At 43.4% G+C, this 24,344-nt stretch carries 18 protein-coding genes and 1 tRNA gene; 10 read left to right on the top strand and 9 right to left on the bottom strand.

Features of this window, described 5'->3' with window-relative positions; genetic code table 11:
• Positions 1-523: 523 nt before the first annotated feature.
• The 5 genes from clpX to N7974_RS09945 form a co-directional block, all read right to left on the bottom strand.
• A complete protein-coding gene (gene clpX / locus N7974_RS09925; protein WP_262965459.1) occupies positions 524-1,801 on the bottom strand; it encodes an ATP-dependent Clp protease ATP-binding subunit ClpX in 1,278 nt (425 codons plus the stop codon).
• An 83-nt stretch (positions 1,802-1,884) separates the two neighbouring features.
• Entirely contained in the window at positions 1,885-2,532 is a 648-nt protein-coding gene (gene clpP, locus N7974_RS09930) for an ATP-dependent Clp endopeptidase proteolytic subunit ClpP (protein ID WP_317451595.1), read from the bottom strand.
• Complete coding sequence (tig, locus tag N7974_RS09935; RefSeq protein WP_262965460.1) at positions 2,533-3,843, bottom strand: trigger factor; 1,311 nt, start codon at positions 3,841-3,843, stop codon at positions 2,533-2,535.
• 106 nt (positions 3,844-3,949) lie between these two features.
• A tRNA-Leu gene (locus N7974_RS09940) sits at positions 3,950-4,034 on the bottom strand.
• A gap of 68 nt (positions 4,035-4,102) precedes the next feature.
• A complete protein-coding gene (locus N7974_RS09945; protein WP_262965461.1) occupies positions 4,103-4,957 on the bottom strand; it encodes a radical SAM protein in 855 nt (284 codons plus the stop codon).
• Between the two features lie 544 nt (positions 4,958-5,501).
• Between N7974_RS09945 and N7974_RS09950 the strand changes: the two genes are divergently transcribed.
• From N7974_RS09950 to N7974_RS09995, 10 genes are all read left to right on the top strand, one after another.
• Complete coding sequence (locus N7974_RS09950) at positions 5,502-6,662, top strand: ABC transporter permease (RefSeq protein WP_262965462.1); 1,161 nt, start codon at positions 5,502-5,504, stop codon at positions 6,660-6,662.
• A gap of 1 nt (position 6,663) precedes the next feature.
• Positions 6,664-7,374, top strand: a complete 711-nt coding sequence (locus tag N7974_RS09955; protein WP_262965463.1) for an ABC transporter ATP-binding protein — start codon at positions 6,664-6,666, stop codon at positions 7,372-7,374.
• A gap of 66 nt (positions 7,375-7,440) precedes the next feature.
• Positions 7,441-8,430, top strand: coding sequence for an efflux RND transporter periplasmic adaptor subunit (locus N7974_RS09960; RefSeq protein WP_262965464.1), 990 nt, complete (start codon positions 7,441-7,443; stop codon positions 8,428-8,430).
• Positions 8,427-9,911, top strand: coding sequence for an efflux transporter outer membrane subunit (locus tag N7974_RS09965; RefSeq protein ID WP_262965465.1), 1,485 nt, complete (start codon positions 8,427-8,429; stop codon positions 9,909-9,911). The genes N7974_RS09960 and N7974_RS09965 overlap by 4 nt, the downstream gene beginning before the upstream one ends.
• 80 nt (positions 9,912-9,991) lie before the next feature.
• On the top strand, positions 9,992-10,729 hold the full coding sequence (mtgA, locus tag N7974_RS09970; RefSeq protein WP_262965466.1) for a monofunctional biosynthetic peptidoglycan transglycosylase: 738 nt from the start codon (positions 9,992-9,994) through the stop codon (positions 10,727-10,729).
• A 189-nt stretch (positions 10,730-10,918) separates the two neighbouring features.
• The gene (locus N7974_RS09975) at positions 10,919-11,647 is read left to right on the top strand and encodes a DUF5765 domain-containing protein (RefSeq protein WP_262965467.1); all 729 of its coding nucleotides are present in this window, start codon (positions 10,919-10,921) and stop codon (positions 11,645-11,647) included.
• A gap of 216 nt (positions 11,648-11,863) precedes the next feature.
• Entirely contained in the window at positions 11,864-13,018 is a 1,155-nt protein-coding gene (locus N7974_RS09980) for a response regulator (protein ID WP_262965468.1), read from the top strand.
• Positions 13,015-16,056 carry a chemotaxis protein CheB gene (locus tag N7974_RS09985; protein WP_262965469.1) on the top strand — a complete coding sequence of 1,014 codons (3,042 nt, stop codon included), beginning with the start codon at positions 13,015-13,017 and terminating at the stop codon, positions 16,054-16,056. Before N7974_RS09980 ends, N7974_RS09985 begins: the two co-directional genes overlap by 4 nt.
• Positions 16,049-18,598, top strand: a complete 2,550-nt coding sequence (locus tag N7974_RS09990; protein ID WP_262965470.1) for a PAS domain-containing hybrid sensor histidine kinase/response regulator — start codon at positions 16,049-16,051, stop codon at positions 18,596-18,598. The genes N7974_RS09985 and N7974_RS09990 overlap by 8 nt, the downstream gene beginning before the upstream one ends.
• A gap of 545 nt (positions 18,599-19,143) precedes the next feature.
• Positions 19,144-20,304 (top strand): YncE family protein, encoded by a 1,161-nt coding sequence (locus N7974_RS09995; RefSeq protein ID WP_262965471.1) that lies wholly within the window; start codon positions 19,144-19,146, stop codon positions 20,302-20,304.
• Positions 20,305-20,401: 97 nt separating this feature from the next.
• On the opposite strand, the gene queG is transcribed toward N7974_RS09995, so the two are convergent.
• The 4 genes from queG to N7974_RS10015 form a co-directional block, all read right to left on the bottom strand.
• The gene (gene queG, locus N7974_RS10000; protein ID WP_262965472.1) at positions 20,402-21,466 is read right to left on the bottom strand and encodes a tRNA epoxyqueuosine(34) reductase QueG; all 1,065 of its coding nucleotides are present in this window, start codon (positions 21,464-21,466) and stop codon (positions 20,402-20,404) included.
• 63 nt (positions 21,467-21,529) lie between these two features.
• On the bottom strand, positions 21,530-22,789 hold the full coding sequence (locus tag N7974_RS10005) for a DEAD/DEAH box helicase (protein ID WP_262965473.1): 1,260 nt from the start codon (positions 22,787-22,789) through the stop codon (positions 21,530-21,532).
• Positions 22,790-23,658: 869 nt separating this feature from the next.
• Positions 23,659-23,955 (bottom strand): hypothetical protein, encoded by a 297-nt coding sequence (locus tag N7974_RS10010; protein ID WP_262965474.1) that lies wholly within the window; start codon positions 23,953-23,955, stop codon positions 23,659-23,661.
• 97 nt (positions 23,956-24,052) lie between these two features.
• The coding region (locus N7974_RS10015; RefSeq protein ID WP_262965475.1) for a hypothetical protein at positions 24,053-24,344 on the bottom strand (292 nt) is incomplete at its 5' end.

Below are 24,344 nucleotides of genomic sequence, written 5' to 3' on the forward strand. Positions count from 1 at the left end.
AAGCTTATCTTGCTAATTTAAGGATTATCCTCACGACGAGAACAATAGCCAGAAAAATTTCCTGAACAACCACGCATCTTCATTTTTAATGAATATTCAGTGAAATTAAAATACTTGTCTTTGAAGTAATTTTTTATCGATTATTTTTAACATGCGCCACACACCATAAAATGAAAAAAATACTTATCTATTTAACGGCATAACGGCTTTTCTGATGGTAAAGCTCAACATTCTTTTTTGTTTGTCTTGACGTAACTTGACGATTATAGACTCTAAATATAAAGATGACATAAAGCAAGCAAGATAACTAATTTATCAGCCTTGTAAAGCGATAAAAAGAAGTTGGAATTTACAAAAGATTTGACTAAATTAAGTGATAAAAAATTATCTTAAGCACTGTGCTGAACAATAAGGTGCGATAATTTAATAGTAGAAATTGATATTTTTTTCGGACAGGGCTGTACTTTAACCCTTGATATCAAAACCACCAGCCTTAACTGGTGGTTGCTTTATCAATGAAACATTAAGATTCAGCAGAAACCTTTTTAACATCCGCTTCATAAACTAAAAGTGGCTCAGAATCACCTAAAATAACGCTTTCATCGACGACTACCTTGGAGATGTTGTCGACTGACGGAAGCTCGTACATAGTGTTCAGCAAGACATTTTCAACAATAGTTCTCAATCCTCTGGCACCAGTTTTTCTTTCCATCGCTTTTTTGGCAATAGCCGTTAAAGAATCATCACGAAACTCCAACTCAGCGCCTTCCATCTCAAATAAATGCTTATACTGCTTAATAAGTGCATTTTTTGGCTCAGTCAAAATTTGCACGAGAGCCTTCTCGTCCAACTCTTCCAGCGTGGCTATTATCGGTAAACGACCAACAAACTCAGGGATTAAACCGTATTTTATCAGATCATCAGATTCAACTTCTGCAAATAGCTGACCGATATTTTTAGACTCATCTTTGGTTTTTACATCTGCTGAAAAACCTATACCACCTTTTTCAGATCGCGCTTTGATAACCCTATCCAAACCGGCAAAAGCACCACCAACTATAAATAAGATATTAGCAGTATTAACCTGTAAAAATTCCCCTTGAGGATGTTTACGCCCACCCTGGGGAGGTACCGAAGCGATAGTACCTTCAATTAACTTTAATAAAGCTTGCTGAACGCCTTCACCTGAAACATCACGGGTAATTGAAGGGTTATCCGATTTTCGGGAAATCTTATCAATTTCATCAATGTAAACAATACCGGTTTCAGCTTTTTCTACATCATAGTCACATTTCTGTAAAATTTTCTGAATGATATTTTCTACATCCTCACCCACATAACCCGCTTCAGTCAATGTAGTGGCATCAGCGATGGTAAAAGGCACGTCCAAAAGACGCGCCAATGTTTCAGCCAATAAAGTTTTACCTGAACCCGTAGGTCCAATCAATAAGATGTTACTTTTAGCTAACTCAACCGAGTCTTTTTTTGACTTGCTACGCAATCGCTTATAATGATTGTAAACAGCCACTGCCAATATTTTTTTGGCGCGATCCTGACCGATAACATAGGCGTCAAGCTCTTCTTTTATTTCTCTTGGCTTGGGTAGCTTGTTACTACCAAAAGAAGAAGAAGAATCATCCTGCAACTCATCTTTAATGATGTCATTACAAAGCTCAACACACTCGTCACAGACATAAACCGAAGGCCCGGCAATAAGCTTTCTTACTTCATGCTGGCTTTTACCACAAAAAGAACAATATAGTAATTTTTCACTATCTTTGCCATTTTTATCATTACTCATAAATCAGCTCCTGCAAACATCAAAATGATATTTTAATAATCTATAGAACCAAGCATATCAAAATGCCAAAATAATACCAACCTTTATAGATCAGAACCTGCTGATCTATTTGCCAATACTTTATCAATCAAACCATAACTTACAGCTTCTTCAGAACTCAAGAAATTGTCTCTATCCGTATCTTGCTGAACTTTTTCGAGAGTTTGACCGGTATGGTGAGCCAAGATCTTGTTAAGCTTGTCTTTTATAGATAGAATTTCTCTTGCATGAATATCAAAGTCAGAAGCCTGGCCCTGAAATCCGCCTAAAGGCTGATGGATCATCATTCTTGAGTGTGGCAAACAATAGCGTTTATTCTTGGCACCACCTGTCAGCAACAACGCACCCATGCTTGCCGCTTGTCCTATACATAGCGTACTTACATCAGGCTTGATAAACTGCATGGTATCATAAATTGACATACCCGCTGTGACTGATCCACCTGGGGAGTTAATATATAAATGGATATCTTTATCAGGGTTTTCTGACTCCAGAAAAAGCAACTGGGCAACTACCAGATTGGCCATATAATCTTCAACTTGACCCACCAAAAAAATCACTCGCTCTTTTAAAAGTCTTGAGTAAATATCGAAAGAGCGCTCGCCTCTGGCAGTTTGCTCTATAACGATAGGAACCAATCCACCCGCTGCTTCCAAAGCTTTTGCCTGATTCATTACATGATGTCTATACATTTAAGATACCTGCTGTTGCTGTTTATCCATAACATCACTAAACTTGACCGTCTCATCAGATACTTTTGCCTGGGCAACTAACCATTCAACCGCTTGATCTTCCAAAACCATCTGCTGAACATCGTTTAATCGGCTTTCATCAGAGTAATACCAATTTACAACATCTTCAGGACGTTCATAACTTTTCGCAATATCTTCAATGGTTGAACGTACTTTATCAGCATTTATTTGAATAGTATTTTTTTGGATAATTTCACCCAAAATCAAACCCAATGCTACGCGACGCTTGGCTTGACCTTCAAATATGTCTCTTGGTAACTTTAGATCATCCAGCTTCATTTTCTGTCTTTTAGCTGTTTCGATATAAGGCTTCATCAAGTTTTCCACTTCGACATCAACCAATGTATTGGGTACCGTTAACTGAATCCTCTCATACAAAGCATCCATTACCGAGCCTTTCAACTTGCTACGTAACGCCTGCTCCAACTCTCTTTCCATATTATTTCTAACATCATTACGGAAAGACTCAATTGAACCATCTTCAATACCGTATGCTTTAACGAATTCTTCATCAATTTCGGGCAATAGTGGCTCTTCAACTTTGATAACGTCAACTATAAACTCTGCTACTTTACCTGCCAGTTTTTCGTTACCGTAATCTTCCGGAAAACTTAATTGAAAAGTTTTATTGGCACCGACTTCAAGACCAACCAAATTATCTTCAAATCCGGGAATCATTTTTTTCAAACCGCAAACGACCTGAAAATCTTCTACTTTACCGTCGGTAAAGTTTTCGCCTTCAGTAGTACCTGTAAAAGTGATAGTGACATTATCCTGATCTTGAACCGGACGATCAACTACATGCCAAGTTTGCTTTTGAGCTCTTAGCTTCCCGATCATGTTATCAACATCACTATCGCTAACTGTAGCAATAGGGCGCATCACTTCAAGTTGATCAACACCTTCCAAGGAAATATCAGGGTAAACTTCAAACACGGCAGTATATTTAAAGCCGTCAGTTTCATCCAAAGGTTGTATATGAGGGTGTCCGGCAGGCTTTAAATCCTGACCTTCCAAAGCATCATAGTAAGTTTCTTTAATCAAATCACTGGCGATTTCGCCTCGAACCCTGTCGCCAAACATTTTCTTAACGACTTGCTGAGGTACTTTGCCAGGGCGAAAACCATCAATTTTAACTTCACGTGCTAACGTCTTTAAACGCTCTGCCATTTTCTCCTGAACAACGGCTTCGGGCACGCTAACAGTCATTTTCCTGCTTAATTCGGATGTCTTTTCGACAGAAACTTGCATTTATTTACCTCAATACATTAGATAGAAGAGTTTTGATGAATACCGATTAGACGGTTTAAAAGAGCTGGAGATAAAACGATGGGGCGTTTTATTTTATAGAATTGGGTGGTGCGAATGGAGAGACTCGAACTCTCACAGGATAACCTACTGGAACCTAAATCCAGCGCGTCTACCAGTTCCGCCACATTCGCACATTTAGCTTGCAAAGTATAATGACATACTGCTTATTTGGCAAGAAATATTTTCAAAAGATTTACAATCAAATGCTTACAGACACATCAAAACCCAAAAACCGAATTTGATCAGCAAATGCATTTAATATTTCCGGGGATAACGGTGCCAACAACAGTGCTTCAGGCTGTAACGAAGGTCTGGCTATGGTGTACAACATAACTGTCTGTAAATTACAGCCACTTTTTTTAATATCCATTAATAAATTAAGATAAGCCTGCTTTTCTTTATCAGACAAACCTTGTTTATTATAATCCACTAAACAGGTTTGCAGCTTTGTTGTACACAGCGTTGCCGAAAGCAGCAGATTTTCCACACTGGCCTTGCAACTTTGTGCAGTATTGTTAATCAAGGCCCTACCTTCTTCAGTAGCGCTATCCAGCTTAAACCAGACTTCTCCACCATAAGAATTTAAACTCTTTAATCCAGCCTGTACTTTAGCTTGATGCACCAAACTACCGTTAGTAATGAGCACATAATTACTGTGCGGGAAAACACCGGCCTCTGTTGCTATTTTGCCAATCAAATCAATTGCCTCGGCAAATTCTTTTAAGCTGGTCGGCTCACCATTGCCGGCAATTGCAATATCCTTAATCACCTGCTGATTTTTATCAACCTGAAAACGCTGATAAAAATCACCATTAAGTACCTCGCCAAGAAAAAACCTTAACTCATTTTCCAATAATTTAAAATCCATTGCAGGTGCAGTCCCAATTTTTAACCCAGGTACCTGGCAATAAATACAGCGCCAATTACAGGCATTATTGGTATTAAAATTTATACCAATCGATAGTCCGCCCATACGCCGGGAAATAACCGGGTAGACATATTTTAACCCGACAACATCGGAACAATGATCAGTTGTTGTTAATTTCGATACCATAACCTTACCTGGAAGTGATTTTAAATAACATTATTCGATAATTTTCATTACTGTTTTTAGATGGCGTCTACCACACTAAACTTTTAACTACTTTAACCTCAAAAACCAATTTCGTACAAGAAAGCACTAAACTGACAATGCCGGTATCAAGGAAAATTCAGGTACATTACCCGACTTTGGAATAAATAAAGGCTGATTTACCGGGCTTTTTGCTTATACACCTAAAACACTTTGTATTTATGATGATATCCGCTGAACCATTATTCGATATTTTTTAATGGACGGATTTGAATACTAGCGTCAGTCAAAACAATATTAATTTTTCATCAGGAACCATCCATTGCCATGGCAATACATTAACTATACAATCGCTTCACACAAGCATTAGCAGACCTCAAGCAACGACCATCAAACCTGTCATTAACCACCTGCATCCTGAATTAATTGCTAATAAATCTGCCACAAATGTCGATATCCAACATTTAGTCCGGCTTTCATTAGCTGTCCTGATCCAGCCAGCCCAACACACACAAAAACCAATACCATGAATCATATTGCCTTAAAAATGCTAATGGGTGATACAGGCAAGTATATCGGCATAGTAATGGGCCTGACCTTTGCCTCGTTAATTATGACCCAGCAGCCAGCCATTTTTCTGGGCATTATGTCACGTACTTACAGTTTTATTGCCGATGTCGGTTTGCCTGATATCTGGGTAATGGACTCGAAAGTACAATTTGTCGATGATATCAAACCCTTGCAGGATACCGAACTTTATCGGGTACGAGGTATTTCGGGTGTGGAATGGGCAATGCCGATGTATAAAGGCTTACTAAAAGCGCGTCTTACCGATGGCACCTTTCAAACCTGTAATGTTGTAGGACTGGATGATGCCACTTTAATCGGCGGCCCACCCATGATGCTGGAAGGCAAGCTGGATGATTTACGCCGTAGCGATAGCGTTATCGTCGATATTGACGGCGCCAGAGATAAACTCGGAAAACCTTCACCAATACCTGGTGGTAAAGCCATTCCACTTAAAATAGGCGACAATCTGGAATTAAATGATCGCCGCGCGATTGTTGTCGGCATTGCCAAAGTCACACGAACCTTTCAATCCCAGCCCGTCATATATACAACGTATTCACGCGCTAAAAGCTACGCGCCTAAAGAACGTAAACTCTTGTCTTTTGTATTGGTTAAAGCAAAAAAAGGCCAGGATCTCGCTGAGCTAACCCGCAGCATCCGTGAAAAAACAGGATTAGCGGCTTATACCCAGACAGAATTTATTACTCTCACTTACGAATATTTTATGCACAACACAGGTATCCCGATTAATTTTGGTATTTCGGTACTATTGGGCTTTATTGTCGGTGCCGCCATTGCCGGCCAGACTTTTTACAACTTTACCCTGGAAAATTTGCGGCAATTCGGCGTACTAAAAGCCATGGGCACCAGTAACTGGACATTACTACGCATGATTTTATTACAAGCGGTTCTGGTCGGCAGCATCGGTTATGGTTTAGGCGTAGGTCTAACGGCATTATTTGGTTTTGCCATGCGCCATACCATTCTAGCCTTCAAATTTCCCTGGCAACTACTGCTATTCAGCGGTGCGGGTGTTAGTTTAATCTGCATTTTCGCCGCCATCATCAGCATACTCAAAGTGATTCGCCTGGAACCTGCCATTGTCTTTAAAGGCTAACATGACGAATATAGCCGTACGCTGCCAAAACGTAGTCAAAGTTTATGATACCGGCGGTCAAAAAGTAACTGCCCTTAACCATATTAATCTGGAGATTGCTGAGGGCAAACTGATGATGTTGGTCGGGCCATCCGGCTGCGGTAAAACGACCCTTATTTCAGTAATCGCCGGCATTCTTGACCAAGATGAAGGGATTTGTGAATTGTTTGGTGAAAATTTACTTACCATGCGCAGTAAGGATAAGTTAAATTTTAGGGCAAAAAACATTGGTTTTGTATTTCAGGCATTTAACCTGCTACCGTCACTAAATGCAGCAGAAAATGTCTCGGTTCCGCTTATTATTAACGGCATGAAACGCATTGAAGCCGAGCGTAAAGCCATAACATTACTTGAACAGGTGGGCTTGGGAGAGCGCTGGCAATCATTACCGTCACAACTTTCCGGTGGACAACAACAACGTGTCGCCATTGCCCGCGCCTTGGTACATAACCCACGACTTATTGTTTGTGACGAGCCCACCAGCGCACTGGACCATGAAACCGGGCGTAATGTGATGGAACTGCTCAAAGCAGTCGCCATGCAAAAAGACCGAACTTTAGTTATTGTTACCCATGATACGCGTATCTTTGACTTTGCCGATCGTATTGCCGAAATGGATGACGGGCATATTGTTAAAGTAAAAGAGAGCAATTCTAAAGCGACAAACCCTTGATCCCTTTAACCATGAACCTTATGCCCGCCGAATTTCACCTGTTGCCTTGAACCTTAAATATTAACCATGCAAATCAAATACACACTCCCGCTACTGGCTGTTGCCGGATTTTTATTTGCCACTTACACGGCAATCAATAGTAATAATCCTACGCCAATTGCAGAGGCCATCACAGAGCCTGCCTCTGCACCGTTTAAAGCCTTTATTGCCGGTGCCGGAATCATTGAAGCGCAAAGCCGTAATATCGCCATTGGCACACCCTTGCCTGGCATTGTCAAAGCAATAGCCGTAAAGGTTGGCGATCAAGTTAAAGCGGATGCGCCGCTTTTTTATCTGGATGATCTTGATACACTTGCGACATTAGCGATCAAACGTGCAGACCTTACCAAAGCCAAGGCCGATGTTACCATTGCAAAGGCCACTTTCAATGATGCAAAATCCCTCAGTGATTTAGCTGAAGCCGTAACCGATCGGCGTGCCATCAGCGCCGAAGAATTGCTTAAACGACGTAATGCCATGCTAATCACCAAAGCCAGACTGGAAAGTGCGTTGGCATTGGTACAACAAGCAGAAGCTAACCTTGCCGATACTGAAACTACCTTAAGCCGTCTTATTGTGCGCGCACCGGTCGAAGGTGAAGTTCTGCAAGTCAATATTCGACCGGGTGAGTTTGCCCCCACCGGCTTTTTAAATACCCCCTTACTATTGTTGGGTGACCTGAATCAGTTGCATGTGCGGGTTGATATTGACGAGAATGATGCGTGGCGCTTCGACAAAAACAGCAAAGCCATTGCTTTTCTGCGCGGCAATCGAAGCTTCAAAGTCGACCTAAGCCTGGCCTATGTCGAACCCTATGTTGTCCCTAAAAAATCCCTGACTGGCGACAGTAATGAACGGGTTGATACGCGAGTATTGCAAGCGTTGTACCGGTTTGATCGCAAACAATTGCCTATCTATGTCGGCCAACAGATGGATGTATTTATTGAAGCCCGTGATTACTCCACCAACAAGGATTCAGAAAATAGCCAAAATGATGCTAAAGGTCCCTCTTCATGAAACGTTGCCTTATCATGCTGCCTTTAATTTTTCTGGTCTGGGGCTGTACTGTCGGGCCCGACTACCAGCGCCCTGTTGTCGCAACCCCCAAACAATGGACCGAAACCGTCAAAAACCGAAATACCGGATTACCGGACAACCACACCAGCTCGATTCTACGGGATCAATGGTGGAAAAACTTCAATGACCCGATACTCAACCGACTTATCACCGATGCCATTGCCGCCAATCTGGATTTAAAACAGGCTTTGGTACGGGTTAAAGACGCTCGTGCCCAACGCTGGGTAACCATTACTGCCGGCTTGCCCTCCATAACAGGAAAAAGCAATGTTAGTCGACGTCTTAACAACTCCACCGCAGGCGCTCAAACGGGTGGCACACCTGCTGCGGCTGGCGGCTCTGGTTTCGGTAATCAAATCATCAATATTTTTCAATCCGGCTTTGACGCTCAATGGGAGCTGGATTTTTTTGGCGGCGAAAGACGTGCCATAGAAGCCGCTGATGCCAATGTCGACAGCGCCATAGAAAACAGCCGGGATGTGATGATTACCCTACTGGGCGAAGTCGCCAGCAACTACATCCAGTTACGCACCAATCAACAATTAATCGCCATAACGCGCGAGAACTTATATTCTCAACAAGAAACAGCAAGACTGACTCAAATACGCCAACAAGCAGGTTTCGCAAGCATGCTGGAAGTGGCTCAGGCACAATCGCAGACAGCGACTACCGAAGCTTTTATGCCGGTGTATGAAACTGTTGTTAACCAATCAATCCACTCACTTAGTGTATTGCTGGCACGGGAACCCAATGCCCTGGCGCTTCGGCTCGATAATTCAGCCCCCATTCCAGCAATGACCAGCCTTGTAATAGCCGACCTCCCCTCCGAACTATTATTGCGCAGGCCCGATATTCGTTATGCCGAACGGAAAATTGCCGAGGCCAACGCCAATATCGGTGTTGCAACTGCCGAACTGTATCCGAGAGTAAACCTGTCAGCGTTTATAGGCCTGCAAAATACGCGTATCACCGACTTTACCCCGATTGGTAAATCATGGTCTACCGCCTCATCGTTAACCTTACCCATTTTCAATTGGGGACGAATTAACGCCAACATTAAAAGTAAAAATGCGCAATTTGACCTGGCTTTTCTCGCCTACCAATCAACTGTTTTAACCGCTTTTAAAGAAGTTGAAGATACACTTGTTGCCTATAAAAATGAACAACACCGACACCAGTCACTTGCGCAAGCGGTTACCGCGAGCGAACTTGCTGTGCAAATGGCCGATGAGCGCTATAGTAAAGGTTTATCAATGTTTCTGGATGTGCTCCAAACCCAGCAGGCACTTTTTCAGGCGCAACGTAATCTGGTCGATAGTGAAGCCCAACTGTCCAACGATCTGGTGGCTTTATATAAAGCCTTGGGTGGTGGCTGGCAAACCGAAGCAACCTTAAGCGACGCCGCTCAGTTACAAAAATAACAGGGGGTTTTGTATTCAAGCGTAAGCAAAGGCTTTATGATACTCAACAATATTTTCCTTAAACGAACAGTAACAATAACTTGGCAAAAAAAAACCGACACTTACAACCCAGTCAAGCCAAGTCATTATCACTACGTATAATACTGCGAAATAGCCTGCTTTTCTTTGTTGCCTCATCTATTGCTATCGTTATTTTGCTAAAGTGGTTGCCGGTACCAACCTCGATGTTTATGTTATATCGGCATTATGAAGACTTAATTGAAGACCACGCATTTAAGTCCATTAACTATCAATGGATCAGTGCAAAAAATATTTCCTCAAATGCATCGACTGCCGTTATTGCCTCAGAAGACCAGCAGTTTTACCAGCACTTTGGTTTTGATTTGCAATCCATAAGCTCGTCAATTACTGCTTATATCAATGGCGGGCGACGCTTGAGAGGAGCCAGCACCATTTCCCAACAAGTTGCCAAAAATTTATTTTTAACACCATCCAAAAGCTTTATCCGTAAAGGACTGGAAGCCTGGTTTACCTTACTTATAGAAATAGCATGGAGTAAACAACGAATAGTCGTGGTGTACCTGAATATTGCCGAATTTGGTGATCATTTATTTGGCATAGAAGCAGCAAGCCAACATTACTTTGGCACTTCGGCAAAAAACCTCAGCCGTTCACAAGCGGCGATGCTTGCAGCCACATTACCCAATCCCCTTCAGCTAAAGGCAGCACACCCTTCCAGTTATGTCATCAGAAGACAAAATTGGATACTCAGACAAATGCGCAATTTGGGTGACCCGCAGAACTCACCAGACCGTTAAAGATTCTCAAGTAAACAAGCCTGTCGGAGAGAAAATATTGCTTTCAAAAGCGGCCATGAATGTGGCAAGTAAATAGTCCTGCTCGCTTCTTTTGATTCTTTTACACACACAGCACAGCCACTTTAATAACTTTATACGTTGTGTTACTGGTTTTTTTTATTATACTGTTTTTTATTTTGGGTAAAAACTATGTGTTTTAGTGCTGACATGTCACTGGGGCTCGGTGTTGTAGGAATTGCTGCTTCAAGCGTGACTTTTCTTGATAAAACTGAATCCTTCTGGGTGAGAGTGGCAAGATCTTATGCTATTTTTCATTTTTCACTCATGGAATTTATTCAATATTTTGCCTATCCGGTTGCCGATCAATGTGGTTACGGGCCTAATCTTTTTTTAAGTGAATTATCAACTTATCATATCAGTATGCAGGCACTCGCCATTATGCCGGCACTCGCCACCTACTCATCTGATAAATCCGCACTTAAACATGCAACACTATTTGGAGCGACTTTAAGCTGCTTATTCCTGGCCTGCTCTTTTTTGCCAAAAAACCTGCAAATTTTTGATACTACACCTAATTTTATTGGCAATATGGTTTCCTGTTTGTTTATGGGGACTTATCATATCGGTTATCGCATCGCGAGTGCCTTTGGAACCTTTGTTACTCACGGCTCGTTATTTGCGCTGGCATTAAGTGGTTTTATCTGGAAAAATAACTGGAAAATTTCCAGTTATCATTTATTTATGGCCCTGATGACTTTATTTATGCCGCAATGGTTGCTGGGTGTCTCAACAGGCGAAGCAGCCGCCATTTATTGCTTCTATTCAATCCCCACTACCATTAGTTTCATGCCGTATTTTAAAAATTTCTTCACCGTTCAAAGCTATACAAATAATGGCGAATTACCCCTTAAAAGCTAACTACTAAATAGTCAGCAATGGCTTCCCTGAATTGACTCAAAAATAAGTAAATGATGATAGCTATACCCACCATTTACTTATTTTTGAATAATCCGCGCATTTTTAAGCTATCGCTACACTTTCTGCCCCATCTCGTTAACCACATAACAAATAATCAACTTTGCAAAAGCATTAAAAGGTTTAGAATGCGAATTAAAATTCAAGGAATACAGGCGCATGGTTAGTGAAAAAAATACTACCATCCTGATTATTGACGATGCCTCAGAAAGCCTGTCTGTATTAAGTGAGCTACTACGCCCACAATATCGGGTGCTGGCGACAACTACTGGTAAAAGTGGTTGTCGCATAGCTGGCAGACAGCCTAAGCCGGATCTGATTTTACTGGATGTTATGATGCCGGACATGGACGGTTACGAGGTACTTAAACAATTACGCAATAACCCCATAACCTGGGACATTCCCGTTATTTTTCTTACTGCTTTGGCTAATATAGGTGATGAAGAACGCGGACTGCAACTTGGCGCTGCCGATTATATAACTAAACCCATCATACCGGCTGTAGTACTGGCCCGAGTGCATACCCAGCTTGAAGCCAAATTGGCACGTGACTGGATGAAAGACCAAAACGCCACCCTTGAAGCCGAAGTTACCAAGCGCATGACCGAAAACGATTTTACCCAGCGGGTCAGTATTCAGGCGCTGGCACGTCTGGCCGAAACTCGTGATCTGGAAACCGGCAATCATATTTTACGCACCCAAGGTTATGTCCAGCGACTGGCCAATGGCTTAACCCTACATCCCCGCTTTGCTGCTACGCTTACTGATAACTATATTAATCTGTTATCCCGATCTGCGCCATTGCACGATATTGGTAAAGTTGGCATTCCCGATCATATTCTGCACAAACCCGGCAAACTTGACTCCGATGAATGGGCCATCATGCAAACCCACGCCAAGTTAGGTAGCGATGCCATCGAGCAGGCCGAACAGGATATTGATATACACTTGGCATTTCTTACTTTGGCCAAAGAAATCGCCCACTGGCACCACGAAAAATGGGATGGTAGCGGCTATCCTGACGGACTGGCAAAAGATGACATTCCTGTTTCTGCTCGTCTGATGGCAATTGCCGACGTTTTTGATGCACTAATTTCAGCCCGTACTTATAAGCCGGCAATGTCCTACACTCAAGCCCGCGATATTATTGCTGCCGGCCGCGGCAAGCACTTCGATCCAGACATGACCGATGCTTTTCTGGACGGATTTGACGATTTCGTCGCCATCGCCGAGCGTTATCTTAACCTTTATGGCAAACTTAAACTCCACACAGCAATCCCTGACCAAACCATTCAAACAAGGAAATTGTCATGACGACTCATAAGGAAAACAAAAAAAATACCACGAAAGCTTCAGGCGACGTCAAAACAAGTGACGGACAAGCTATAAACCCAAAAAACCATAATCCGCAAAAAACGACTGACAAGCCGGTTACCGTTTTTCCGATCGTCGGCATCGGTGCCTCGGCTGGCGGACTGGCAGCTTTTGAGGCATTTTTCTCCGGAATGCCTACCGACACCGACCCTGACATGGCTTTTGTTTTGGTACAACATTTGGCTCCGGACCATAGCAGCATTCTCACTGATCTCATCCAGCGCTATACACGCATGAAGGTCTATGAAGTTGAGAACGGCATGCAGGTGCAACCCAACTGTGCCTATATAATTCCACCCAATCGCGATATGGCACTACTGAACGGTACACTACAATTACTGATGCCTTTTGCACCACGCGGCCAGCGCCTACCTATTGACTTTTTCTTTCGCTCACTCGCCCAAGATCAGCATGAGCGTGCCATTGGCATTATACTTTCCGGTACCGGTAGCGATGGCACATCGGGCGCAAGAGCCATTAAGGCCGAAGGTGGCATCGTTATGGCGCAGAATACAGAATCTACTGAATTCAATGGTATGCCGTGCAGCATTATTGCTACCGGCCTGGTCGATTACGTAATGCCGCCAGCCGAGATGCCTGCCCAGCTCATCAACTATGTCAAGCACGCCTTTATCAATCGCCCCGAGTTAATCAGCACACCTTTAGTACCCCGTGAGACAATTTTAAACAAGATTTTCGTGCTGTTGCGAGGCCAAACCGGCCATGATTTTTCCCTCTACAAACCCAAAACAATCTATCGCCGGATTGAACGACGAATGGCGGTACAACAAATAGATAACATTGACTTATACCTTCAATTTTTGCAACAAAATCCCGCCGAAGTCAACGCGCTATTTGCCGACCTGTTAATCGGCGTGACCAATTTTTTCCGCGATCCGGATGCCTTTGTAGCACTTGAAAAAAAAATCATCCCGACACTTTTTGTCGACAAACCCATAACTACGATGATTCGTATCTGGTCTACCGGATGCTCTACCGGCGAAGAAGCCTATTCTATCGCCATTGTTGTACAAGAATATCTGGAACAGATCCAGCAAAGTTACAAAGTACAAATTTTCGCTACCGACATTGACCGCCAGGCAATTACTACCGCTCGCGCCGGCCTGTACCCCGCCAGTATCGCCTTTGATATTTCACCGAACCGTCTGGCGCGATTTTTTACGGCTGAGCCTGACGGCGGCGGCTACCGGATTCATAAAAACATCCGCGATATGTTGGTCTTTTCTGAACACAACGTCATTAAAGATCCCCCCTTCTCCAAACTTGACCTTATCAGTTGCCGCAACCTGCTGATTTATCTGACTGCAGAGTTGCAAAAAAAGCTTATTCCGCTATTTCACTACGCGCTCAACCCTGGCGGCACCCTATTTTTGGGCAGCTCCGAGAGTGTAGGTGAATTTGATGATGTATTTATCGTACTCGACCGCAAGGCCAAGCTGTACAAGCGTAAAGAGTATGCTTATAACCAACAAAACAAACGCCCCGGAAATTTTATGCAGCCACTGACGACACTTGAACTACCAATGCTGCGAGCGCCCGGGAAAACAGACAACACCGTAAAACTGTCATTACGGGAACTGACAGAACAAACACTGTTACAAAAAATCGCGCCAGCCAGCGCCCTCGTGAATAATCAGGGTGATATTCTCTATTTACATGGTCGCACCGGCAGGTATCTGGAGCCGACTCCCGGCGAGTCCGGTATTAATAATATGCTAAAAATGGCCCGTGAAGGGCTAAGGCTAGACCTGACCACCAGCCTGCACAAAGCGGTAAGATTATCAGAGAGCGTATACTGTCCCGGCCTGCGCGTTAAAACCAACGGTCACTTTACTCTGGTTAACTTAACCATACATCCGGTAACCATAAGTCCGACAACAACGCCGCCATCTTCCCTGTATCTGGTTACGCTGGAAGAAGCGCAGGAAACGCTGAGCATAAAGGGCACTGAAACAATCACCGATGTAGGCACACCGGGTACTGAAATAGACGCAGATGGGCGCATCAAAGCGCTAAAGCAGCAATTACGACAAAAAGACGAGTATATGCAAGCCTTTCACGAGGAATTGGAAACCTCCAACGAAGAATTAAAGTGCTCAAATGAAGAAATGCAATCAATTAACGAAGAACTGCAATCTACCAACGAGGAACTGGAAACCTCCAAAGAAGAATTGCAGTCAGTTAATGAAGAACTTGCTACCGTCAATGCCGAGTTACAAACCAAGCTGATAGATTTGTCACGAGCCAATAACGATATGAACAATCTGCTCGCTGGCACCGGCATTGCCACCATTTTTTTAGACCTGCAACTGCGTATTTTGCGTTTTACCCCAACTGCCTGCAAAATCATGAACCTGATCGTAAACGACGTAGGTCGACCGGTAAGCCACCTGGCTCTCAATTTGGTTGGTTACGACCGCCTCATGGAGGATGCTAATGGCGTTCTAAATACTTTGATTCCTAAAGAAGTCGATGTACAGACAACCGATAACAAGCGGTTTGCCATGCGCATCCAGCCTTATCGCACTCTCGATAATATTATTGAAGGCGTGGTAATTACCTTTGTCGATATAACCGAGATTATGGAGGCGCGAGAAGCACTGCGTCGCCTGGCAATAGTAGTGCACGATGCAACCGATGCCATCACCGTGCAGGATCTAAAAGGCCATATTATGGCCTGGAACCCAGGAGCCGTAAAATTGTATGGCTGGAGTGAAGCTGAGGCGCTAAAAATGAACGTTCGCGATATAATTCCCAAAGGGCTACAAGAACAGGCATTAACCATAGATAATCAAATTAGCGCCACCAAAACCTTGGAGCCATACTATACACAACGTGTTACCAAGACAGGTACTACCGTGAATGTCTGGATAATCGCTACGGCTTTGCTAAATGATGCAGGGGAAGTGTATGCCATTGCCACAACAGCTCGACTGATAGAGGCAGCTAATGCCTAATAATGATAACAAGGTAGGCAACATGCCTACACCAGCCCTCGTGTCGACTTTACGCCAACAGGCTGAAGCATTGGTTTTACAGGAAAAGCCGACTGCATCTCTGGATGTCCTTGACGACCTGTCGCCGGAAGCCATCCGCAAGATGCTACACGAACTGTGTGTACATCAGATTGAGCTGGAAATGCAAAATGAAGAACTGCGCCAGGCACAACTATTGATGGACGATGCAAGAGCTCGCTATTTTGATCTCTATGACTTGGCTCCGGTAGGCTATTGCACGCTTGATGAACAAGGCCTGATCCTGGAAGCCAACCTCAAAGCTGCTACCATTCTGGGCCTGGATAGACGCATGTTGACTCGCCAGCCGATCGCCCGCTTTATCTTCAAAGCGGATCAGGACATTTTTTATCTACAACGTAAACGGCTCTCTCAAACGGGTGAACCACAGTCCTGCGAGTTACGAATGGTTAAACATGATGGCACACAAATTTGGGCGCAACTGGCAGAAGCCGGCACGCAAGAAACGAAGAACAAGGACTTCTGCCGCATTGTGCTAAGCGATATTACCGAGCGCAAGAAAAATGAAGTTGAACTTGACCAACATCGCCATCACCTCGAACAACTGGTACTCTCCCGAACCGCTGAACTGGCAAAAGCCAAAGAAGCCGCCGAAACTGCCAATCGCGCCAAAAGTACCTTTCTAACCAATATAAGTCACGAAATTCGCACTCCGATGACGGCCATCATTAGCCTCACTTATCTGCTACGCCGTACCAAGCTAATACCGGAACAGGCCGAAAAGCTTAGTAAAATCGATACTGCAGCGCATCATCTACTGTCTATTATCAACGATATTCTCGACATATCAAAAATCGAGGCGGGTAAACTGGAACTGGAAAATACCGACTTCCGGCTTGCCGATATTCTCGATAATGTCAGATCAATTATTGACGAATCGGCAAAAAATAAAGGACTTCTCCCTATCCAGATCGATAGTGGTGACGTTCCCTTATGGTTGCGGGGCGATCCAATAAGACTACGCCAAGCGTTGCTTAACTATGCTGGCAATTCTGTTAAATTTACCGACAAAGGCTTGATTACACTTCGATCGAAGCTACTGGAAGAAAACGGTGACAAGCTCTTGGTACGCTTTGAGGTTACCGACACAGGTATTGGCATTTCACCCGAAAATATACCTCGACTGTTTCAACCCTTTGAACAGGTTAGTACTTCCAGTACAGATAAATATGGCGGTACCGGCCTTGGACTAGCTATCACCAAACGCTTGGTAGAACTGATGGGAGGAGAAGTTGGGGTTGATAGCACCCCAAATATCGGCAGTACCTTCTGGTTTACTACACGCCTACAACGTAGCCAACGCATCATACCAACCGCATTCAGGATTATGAAGCCGGGAGAGGCCGAGACCCAGTTAAAACTAAAACACAAAGGTGCAAGACTGCTATTGGCGGAAGACAATGACGTCAATCGTGAAATTATTGTGGCGCTGCTACGTAGCGCAGGTATGGTCGTCGAATCAGTGCCAGATGGTCTGGAAGCCATTAAAAAAGCGCAAGCCAATAGCTATGATTTAATCCTGATGGACATGCAAATGCCCAATATGGATGGTATCGATGCGACCTTGGCCATCCGTGCTTTACCAGGATGGAAGACAATACCCATTATAGCGTTAACTGCCAACGCCTTTGCCGAGAGTCGCCGTACTTGCACAGAAGTTGGCATGAATGGCTTTATCACCAAGCCGATAGATCCTGAAATACTCTATACAACCCTGTTAAAATGGCTACCTCCAAAAATGAAAAATGCACATAACGGGGCCATTATAAAACATACCAAAGCGCTTACCAACATAGTTTCCTCCGGAACAACGACTGATGCAGCAGTAGCGCAAGCACAGGAAAAAAGTAATGATATTGCCCTGGCGCAGATGGCAAAGATACCCGGCATTAACATACCTTATTGTCAATCAATACTGGGAGGTAATGCCGAAAGATACCTGGAATTACTGGCGCTGTTTATAGAACTACATGCCAATGACATGATATTGTTGGCCACGAGCCTGGATAATGGTAACTACAAGGAAGCCAAACACTTGGTTCACTCGCTCAAGGGCTCGGCTGCCACTCTGGGGATTGATCATCTGGCAAAAATAGTGGCTCATCTGGAAGGCAAGCTGGGGGACATTGAGTATAAAACGCTTCATAATGACGATATTCACCTTGAAATGGATACCATTAATCTTGAACTCAAGGCTATTAGCTCTGCCCTGTCATTTACTCCCATTCACGGAAACGCTGTATATCCGGAGCAAGCAACCCTAAGAATAGCACTGAAAAAACTAAATTCCCTGCTGGCAGAAAGCGACACTGCTGCTATCCCGTTATTTGAAAATTACACGGAGTCACTACGCTCTACCTTAGGGTTAGCCTACGAAGAACTTGCCCGGCAAATCAAGGGATTTGAGTTTGAAAAAGCGCATAAAACATTACAATCCCTGTTACATCAAAATAATGAAACTTGAATGAGTCACAAATTACTTTAAACTTTTCAGAATCAGCGATACATAAGCGCTATATCGACCACACCCGGAATCATAGTTGCGGTATCGCCGCGAACATATCCTACTGCCTACAAAAAATAGCTTTACTTAACTGTGCTATGTGGCGGCTTTATCAAGCATTCTCACGACAAACGCCTTAACCTTCACTTGCCGCGAGCAGACCACTAAAACCACTCTTTTAGTACTAAGGATTTACAGTGCCGAAAGGTGTCACTGCACTACCAAATCGATAAAAATATTGCCCCGATTTATTTAGTGATTTTTGTAAATGTTAATGGTATTATAAAAAATGAGATGACCGGTCGCTTTATTTTAAAAAAGTATCACTTGCCAAAACACATTATTTTAGCCAAGCGTACATAGGTCGTTAAAGCTCTGATTTATCTCAAAACCACAGAAATTTACCTGATTAATAAACCAGTCAAACAAGCACCTAATAATACTAAAAAACGATAATAACTTATTAAATTATTAGCACTATTTTCAAAAAAATGAGGATCAACACCATGAAAAAAACAAAATCCATACTGATCGGGATGGCTTTTTTAGCGCTCATTCCAGTAACAGGACAGACAGAAATATTAGCGATGGTTAATTACGAAAGTAAGCCGCAAACCCCAAGACGTGAGGGAATAGCAATTATAGATGTTGATCCGAAGTCTAAAAATTTCGGAAAAATTTTAAATAATATACCGTTACCAGACGATTTGGTTGCACATCATATTTTTTATAACAAAGACCTTAGCAAAGCCTATATTACTTCTTTAGGAAATGGTGCCCTTCATGTTATGAATATGAAGCATGTACCCTATCACATCGAAAAAATTGATATACCTGAATGCAAGGTAAGTGAAGACATGGTATTCTCTGATGATAACAAAACTTGGCACCTGACTTGTATGGGCACCAGCAATGTCATTGTCGGTAATGCCCAATCTGACCAACCGATTAAGGTCATCGCTGCTGAATCAAAAACCACTCATATTCGTTATCCGCACGGTATCGGCCTGCAAGAAAATATTGATCGTATCATGGTCACCAGTACTATACGCCCATCCGACTTGGGTGATCCCGGCGAAACGGTTACCGTCATCGAAGCCAGTAGCGGTAACGTATTATCTACCCACAAACTATCAGACAAGCCATCACCTTCGGGTGTCGCTACGGTAGAGGCCGTTTTTCTGCCGGAAGCAAATCCACCATTGGCTTATATCACAACGATGTTTGGTGGAACTATTTGGACGGGACAGTGGAATGCCGCCAATAAAGCCTTTGATTTTGAGCAAGCTTACGAATTTAATCCGTTAACGCAAAGCGTACCCCTGGAGATTTACTTCAACCACAAGCATGATCGGATGTATATCACCACAGCCAAGCCTGGTTATCTTAACGTCTTTGATATCAGTCAATCGGTGTTAAAACCCACATTATTAAAGTCTATACCGACTGCTGCGGGTGCTCACCATGTTGTATTTTCACCGGATGAACACTATGCGATTGTGGAGAATAATTTTCTGGATCTTCCCGACATGAATGACGGTTCTTTGACGGTAATTGATATGGCAACTTTTGAAAAAATCGCCAGCATCGATACCTTTAAAAAGCAGGGACTTAATCCTAACAGCATTATTTTAATGCCAAAATGGCATCACGATACTGCACATTAAAAAACAAGTTATCGATTTTATAAAGAAAATTGAACAACTCTTTGGGCGGATGATGCTCCGCCCAAAGATTTACACGATGTTAAATGGCAAATTGGGTTTACGATGCCTGTTGATCTAATGCCCATTGCACATGCTCTCTGACCATCTCAGAATCATGTGTAAGCACAAGCGTTAAGGCCTCAATAATACGTGGTGATGCTGGTGCATTACCCAAAGCGACAGCAATATTTCTCAGCCAGCGATTATGACCAATACGGCGTATCGCTGAGCCTTCTGTTTTTGTTAAAAACGTTTCCTCACTCCAAGCAAAAACATCCAATAATTGTTGGGTATTAAGTTGTTGACGCGGATTAAATTCAGCTTCAGCGGTTATCTTGGCAAAGCGATTCCACGGACAAATAATCTGGCAGTCATCACAACCATAAATACGGTTGCCTATTAATGGTCTTAATTCTTCAGGAATTGAGCCGTGTAACTCAATGGTTAAATAAGAAACACAACGTCGGGCATCAACTTGATAAGGTGCAACTATTGCCTGAGTTGGACAAATATCAAGACAGGCAGTACAGACACCGCAATGAGCACTGGCAGGATTATCTATTGGCAAGGGTAAATCAATAAAAATTTCGCCTAAAAAGAACCACGACCCGGCTTTACGATTAATTACGTTAGAATGTTTGCCGATCCAGCCTAAACCCGCTTTTTCAGCCAACGCTTTTTCCAGGACAGGTGCACTATCAACAAAAGCACGCATGCCTGAATTAAATACTGGTTTTTGTGAAAACAAAGATACTTCGACCTGTATTTTATCAGCCAACTTTTGCAAGCGGTTGCGCATCATTTTGTGATAATCACGGCCTAAGGCATAGCGTGAAATATAAGCTGACGTCGGATCAGCCAGAGACTGGTTCATGGCGGCAGTTGACTCTGACTGATAGTCCATTCGCACAGAAATAACTCTGACGGTACCCTCATGTAATAAAGCAGGTCGACTACGTTTAAGGCCATGTCGCTGCATATAATCCATTTCGCCATGGAAGTTGTTTGCCAGCCAGTTGTCCAGATGACCTTCCGCAGCCGATAAATCAGTATCAGTGATACCAACTTGCTGAAAGCCCAGTTCTTGCCCCCATTGCTTAATTTGCAAGGCAAGACTGGCCATTTCTTGTGCGCTAATCTCGTTTATCCTAAATAATCAGCTTTTAGGGTGAATAAGCATTTTGGCTTAAACGCTGCTTCTTGAGCGGGGTCTATTGTTTGAATTACCCGAAGGTTTACGCGCCTGATTTGAGTTTCTGGGTGGCCGAGGTGCGCGTGGAGGCTCAGGCGGCATAGGTGGTGCAACATCAGCCGGTTCAAAACCGACAATCTGCTCACGTTTAATCGGCGCACCAATCAATTTTTCAACCATGCGTAAAGCATCACGCTCATCATGCGATACCAGCGATATCGCTTGCCCTTCTATACCTGCCCTGCCAGTACGACCAATTCTATGCACATAATCGGCAGGAGCGCGTGGCAATTCAAAATTGACAACATGCGGAAGTAACGCGATATCAATGCCTCGTGCAGCCACATCAGTAGCAACCAACACTCTGATCTCGCCGGCTTTAAACCCTGACAAGGCACTGGTTCTTGCACCCTGGCTTTTATTACCATGAATGGCAGCCGCTTTTATATCAATTTTGTTGAGTTTATCAGTCAGTCGGTTGGCACCATGCTTGGTACTGGTAAATACCAAAACTTGTTGCCAGTCATTGGTTTTTATCAAATGACAAAGCAGTTCGGTTTTGTTGGCTTTATTACAAAGATAAGCAATTTGCTCAACTGTTTCTGCTGCGGTATTACGAGCCGCCACTTCAATTTTTATCGGATTAACCAGTAAGCCCGTTGTAAGCTTACGTATATCTTCAGAAAAAGTTGCTGAAAACAACAGGTTTTGACGTTTTTTAGGCAGTAAGGCAATTAGTTTACGAATATCACGAATAAAGCCCATATCCAGCATTCGATCTGCTTCATCCAGAACCAGTGTTTCTACCTTATCCAGCTTGACTGCATTTTGATTAACCAAATCCAATAAACGACCCGGAGTAGCTACCAGTACATCAACCCCACCTCTTAAACGCATCATCTGTGGATTAATTTTTACCCCACCAAATACCACTTCAGTTTTTAATCGTGGATGTAAATGTACACCATATTTATTGACTGATTCACCGACTTGCGCGGCAAGTTCACGAGTTGGCGTTAATATTAATACTCTGATCGGACGGTTGGCACCGTAAGCATGTTGAGATAAGCGATGTAAGATCGGCAACGCAAAGCCGGCAGTTTTACCGGTACCTGTTTGTGCGGCAGCCAGCAGATCATGACCGTTTAATACCGCGGGAATGGCCTGTAATTGAATAGGAGATGGAGTAGAGTAACCGGCATCAGCAATAGCACGTAAAAGTGGATCTGATAAACCGAGTTTTGAAAATGGCATGTATTGTGTCTCAATTGATGGCTGCTATTGATTGGTATCTTGCAGCACTGTATAAAAAATGACTTTCTGGCCAATAACGCGACTTATCAACAATATGCAACTTATATTGCAAATGTTTCTAAAAGCTACTGGCGTATATTGATAGTGGCGGGATAGTGGACGTTATTGGTAACGCAGGTTCGCGATCTCTATCTGTGTAATGTGTGTGGTGCCCGAGGCTCTATACAACGTTGCCCCGTATGGGTTGATTTTAAAGACTTTGTGGTTTGTTTTTTTGAAATATACCGCCAAAAATACCGCCACACAATCAAGGTTGCACATAATATAACATAAAAAACATACATTGTCGGCCTTGGATTATTCGTTCATTGGGTTGATTTATACTCTCATCAGTTGGGATTAAGTGATGGGTTAAGCTGGTGCTATCTTGAATTGGTAGCAACTAAAAATAAATACCCGTACCTTTCTTTATTGCGCCATGAGTAGCAGGGTAATTGTGCTCTGTGTGCATCCTGATCTAGTTGGTTGTTAATGCCAGGTATTAATATTCTGGAATGTAATCAAAGGCTGGTGCTCTGCCTGAATACTGATCCAGACGGGAACCAAGGGCCGGTGCTGATTGAATGTTGATTCAGAAGGGAACCAATGGCCCGTGCTGATTGAATGTTGATTCAGATGGGAACCAAGGGCCGGTGCTGGTTGAATACCGATCCAGACGGGAACCAAGGGCTTGTGCTGATTGAATGTTGATTCAGATGGAAGCCTAATGGCCGGTAAAGTCGGGCTGTGGAGTTCTGATCCAATTGGTTGTTAATGCCAGGTATTAATATTCTGGAATGTAATCAATTAGCGGTAACGGGCATCTTGATTCAGTTAGTAACCAAGGGCTGGTGCTCTGCCTGAATACTGATCCAGACGGGAACCAAGGGCCGGTGCTGATTGAATGTTGATTCAGATGGGAACCAAGGGCCGGTGCTGGTTGAATACCGATCCAGACGGGAACCAATGGCTTGTGCTGGTTGAATACCGATACAGACGGGAACCAATGGCTTGTGCTGGTTGAATACCGATACAGACGGGAACCAATGGCTTGTGCTGGTTGAATACCGATACAGACGGGAACCAATGGCTTGTGCTGGTTGAATACCGATACAGACGGGAACCAATGACTTGTGCTGGTTGAATGTTGATTCAGATGGAAGCCTAATGGCCGGTAAAGTCGGGCTGTGGAGTTCTGATCCAATTGGTTGTTAATGCCAGGTATTAATATTCTGGAATGTAATCAATTAGCGGTAACGGGCATCTTGATTCGGTTAGTAACCAAAGGCCGGTGCTCTGCCTGAATGTTGATCCAGATGGGAACCAATGGCTTGTGCTGGTTGAATACCGATCCAGACGGGAACCAATGGCTTGTGCTGGTTGAATACCGATCCAGACGGGAACCAAGGGCCGGTGCTGATTGAATGTTGATTCAGAAGGGAACCAATGGCCCGTGCTGATTGAATGTTGATTCAGATGGGAACCAAGGGCCGGTGCTGGTTGAATACCGATCCAG

It is taken from the genome of Methylobacter psychrophilus (assembly GCF_025583945.1).
Lineage (GTDB): Bacteria > Pseudomonadota > Gammaproteobacteria > Methylococcales > Methylomonadaceae > Methylobacter_C > Methylobacter_C psychrophilus.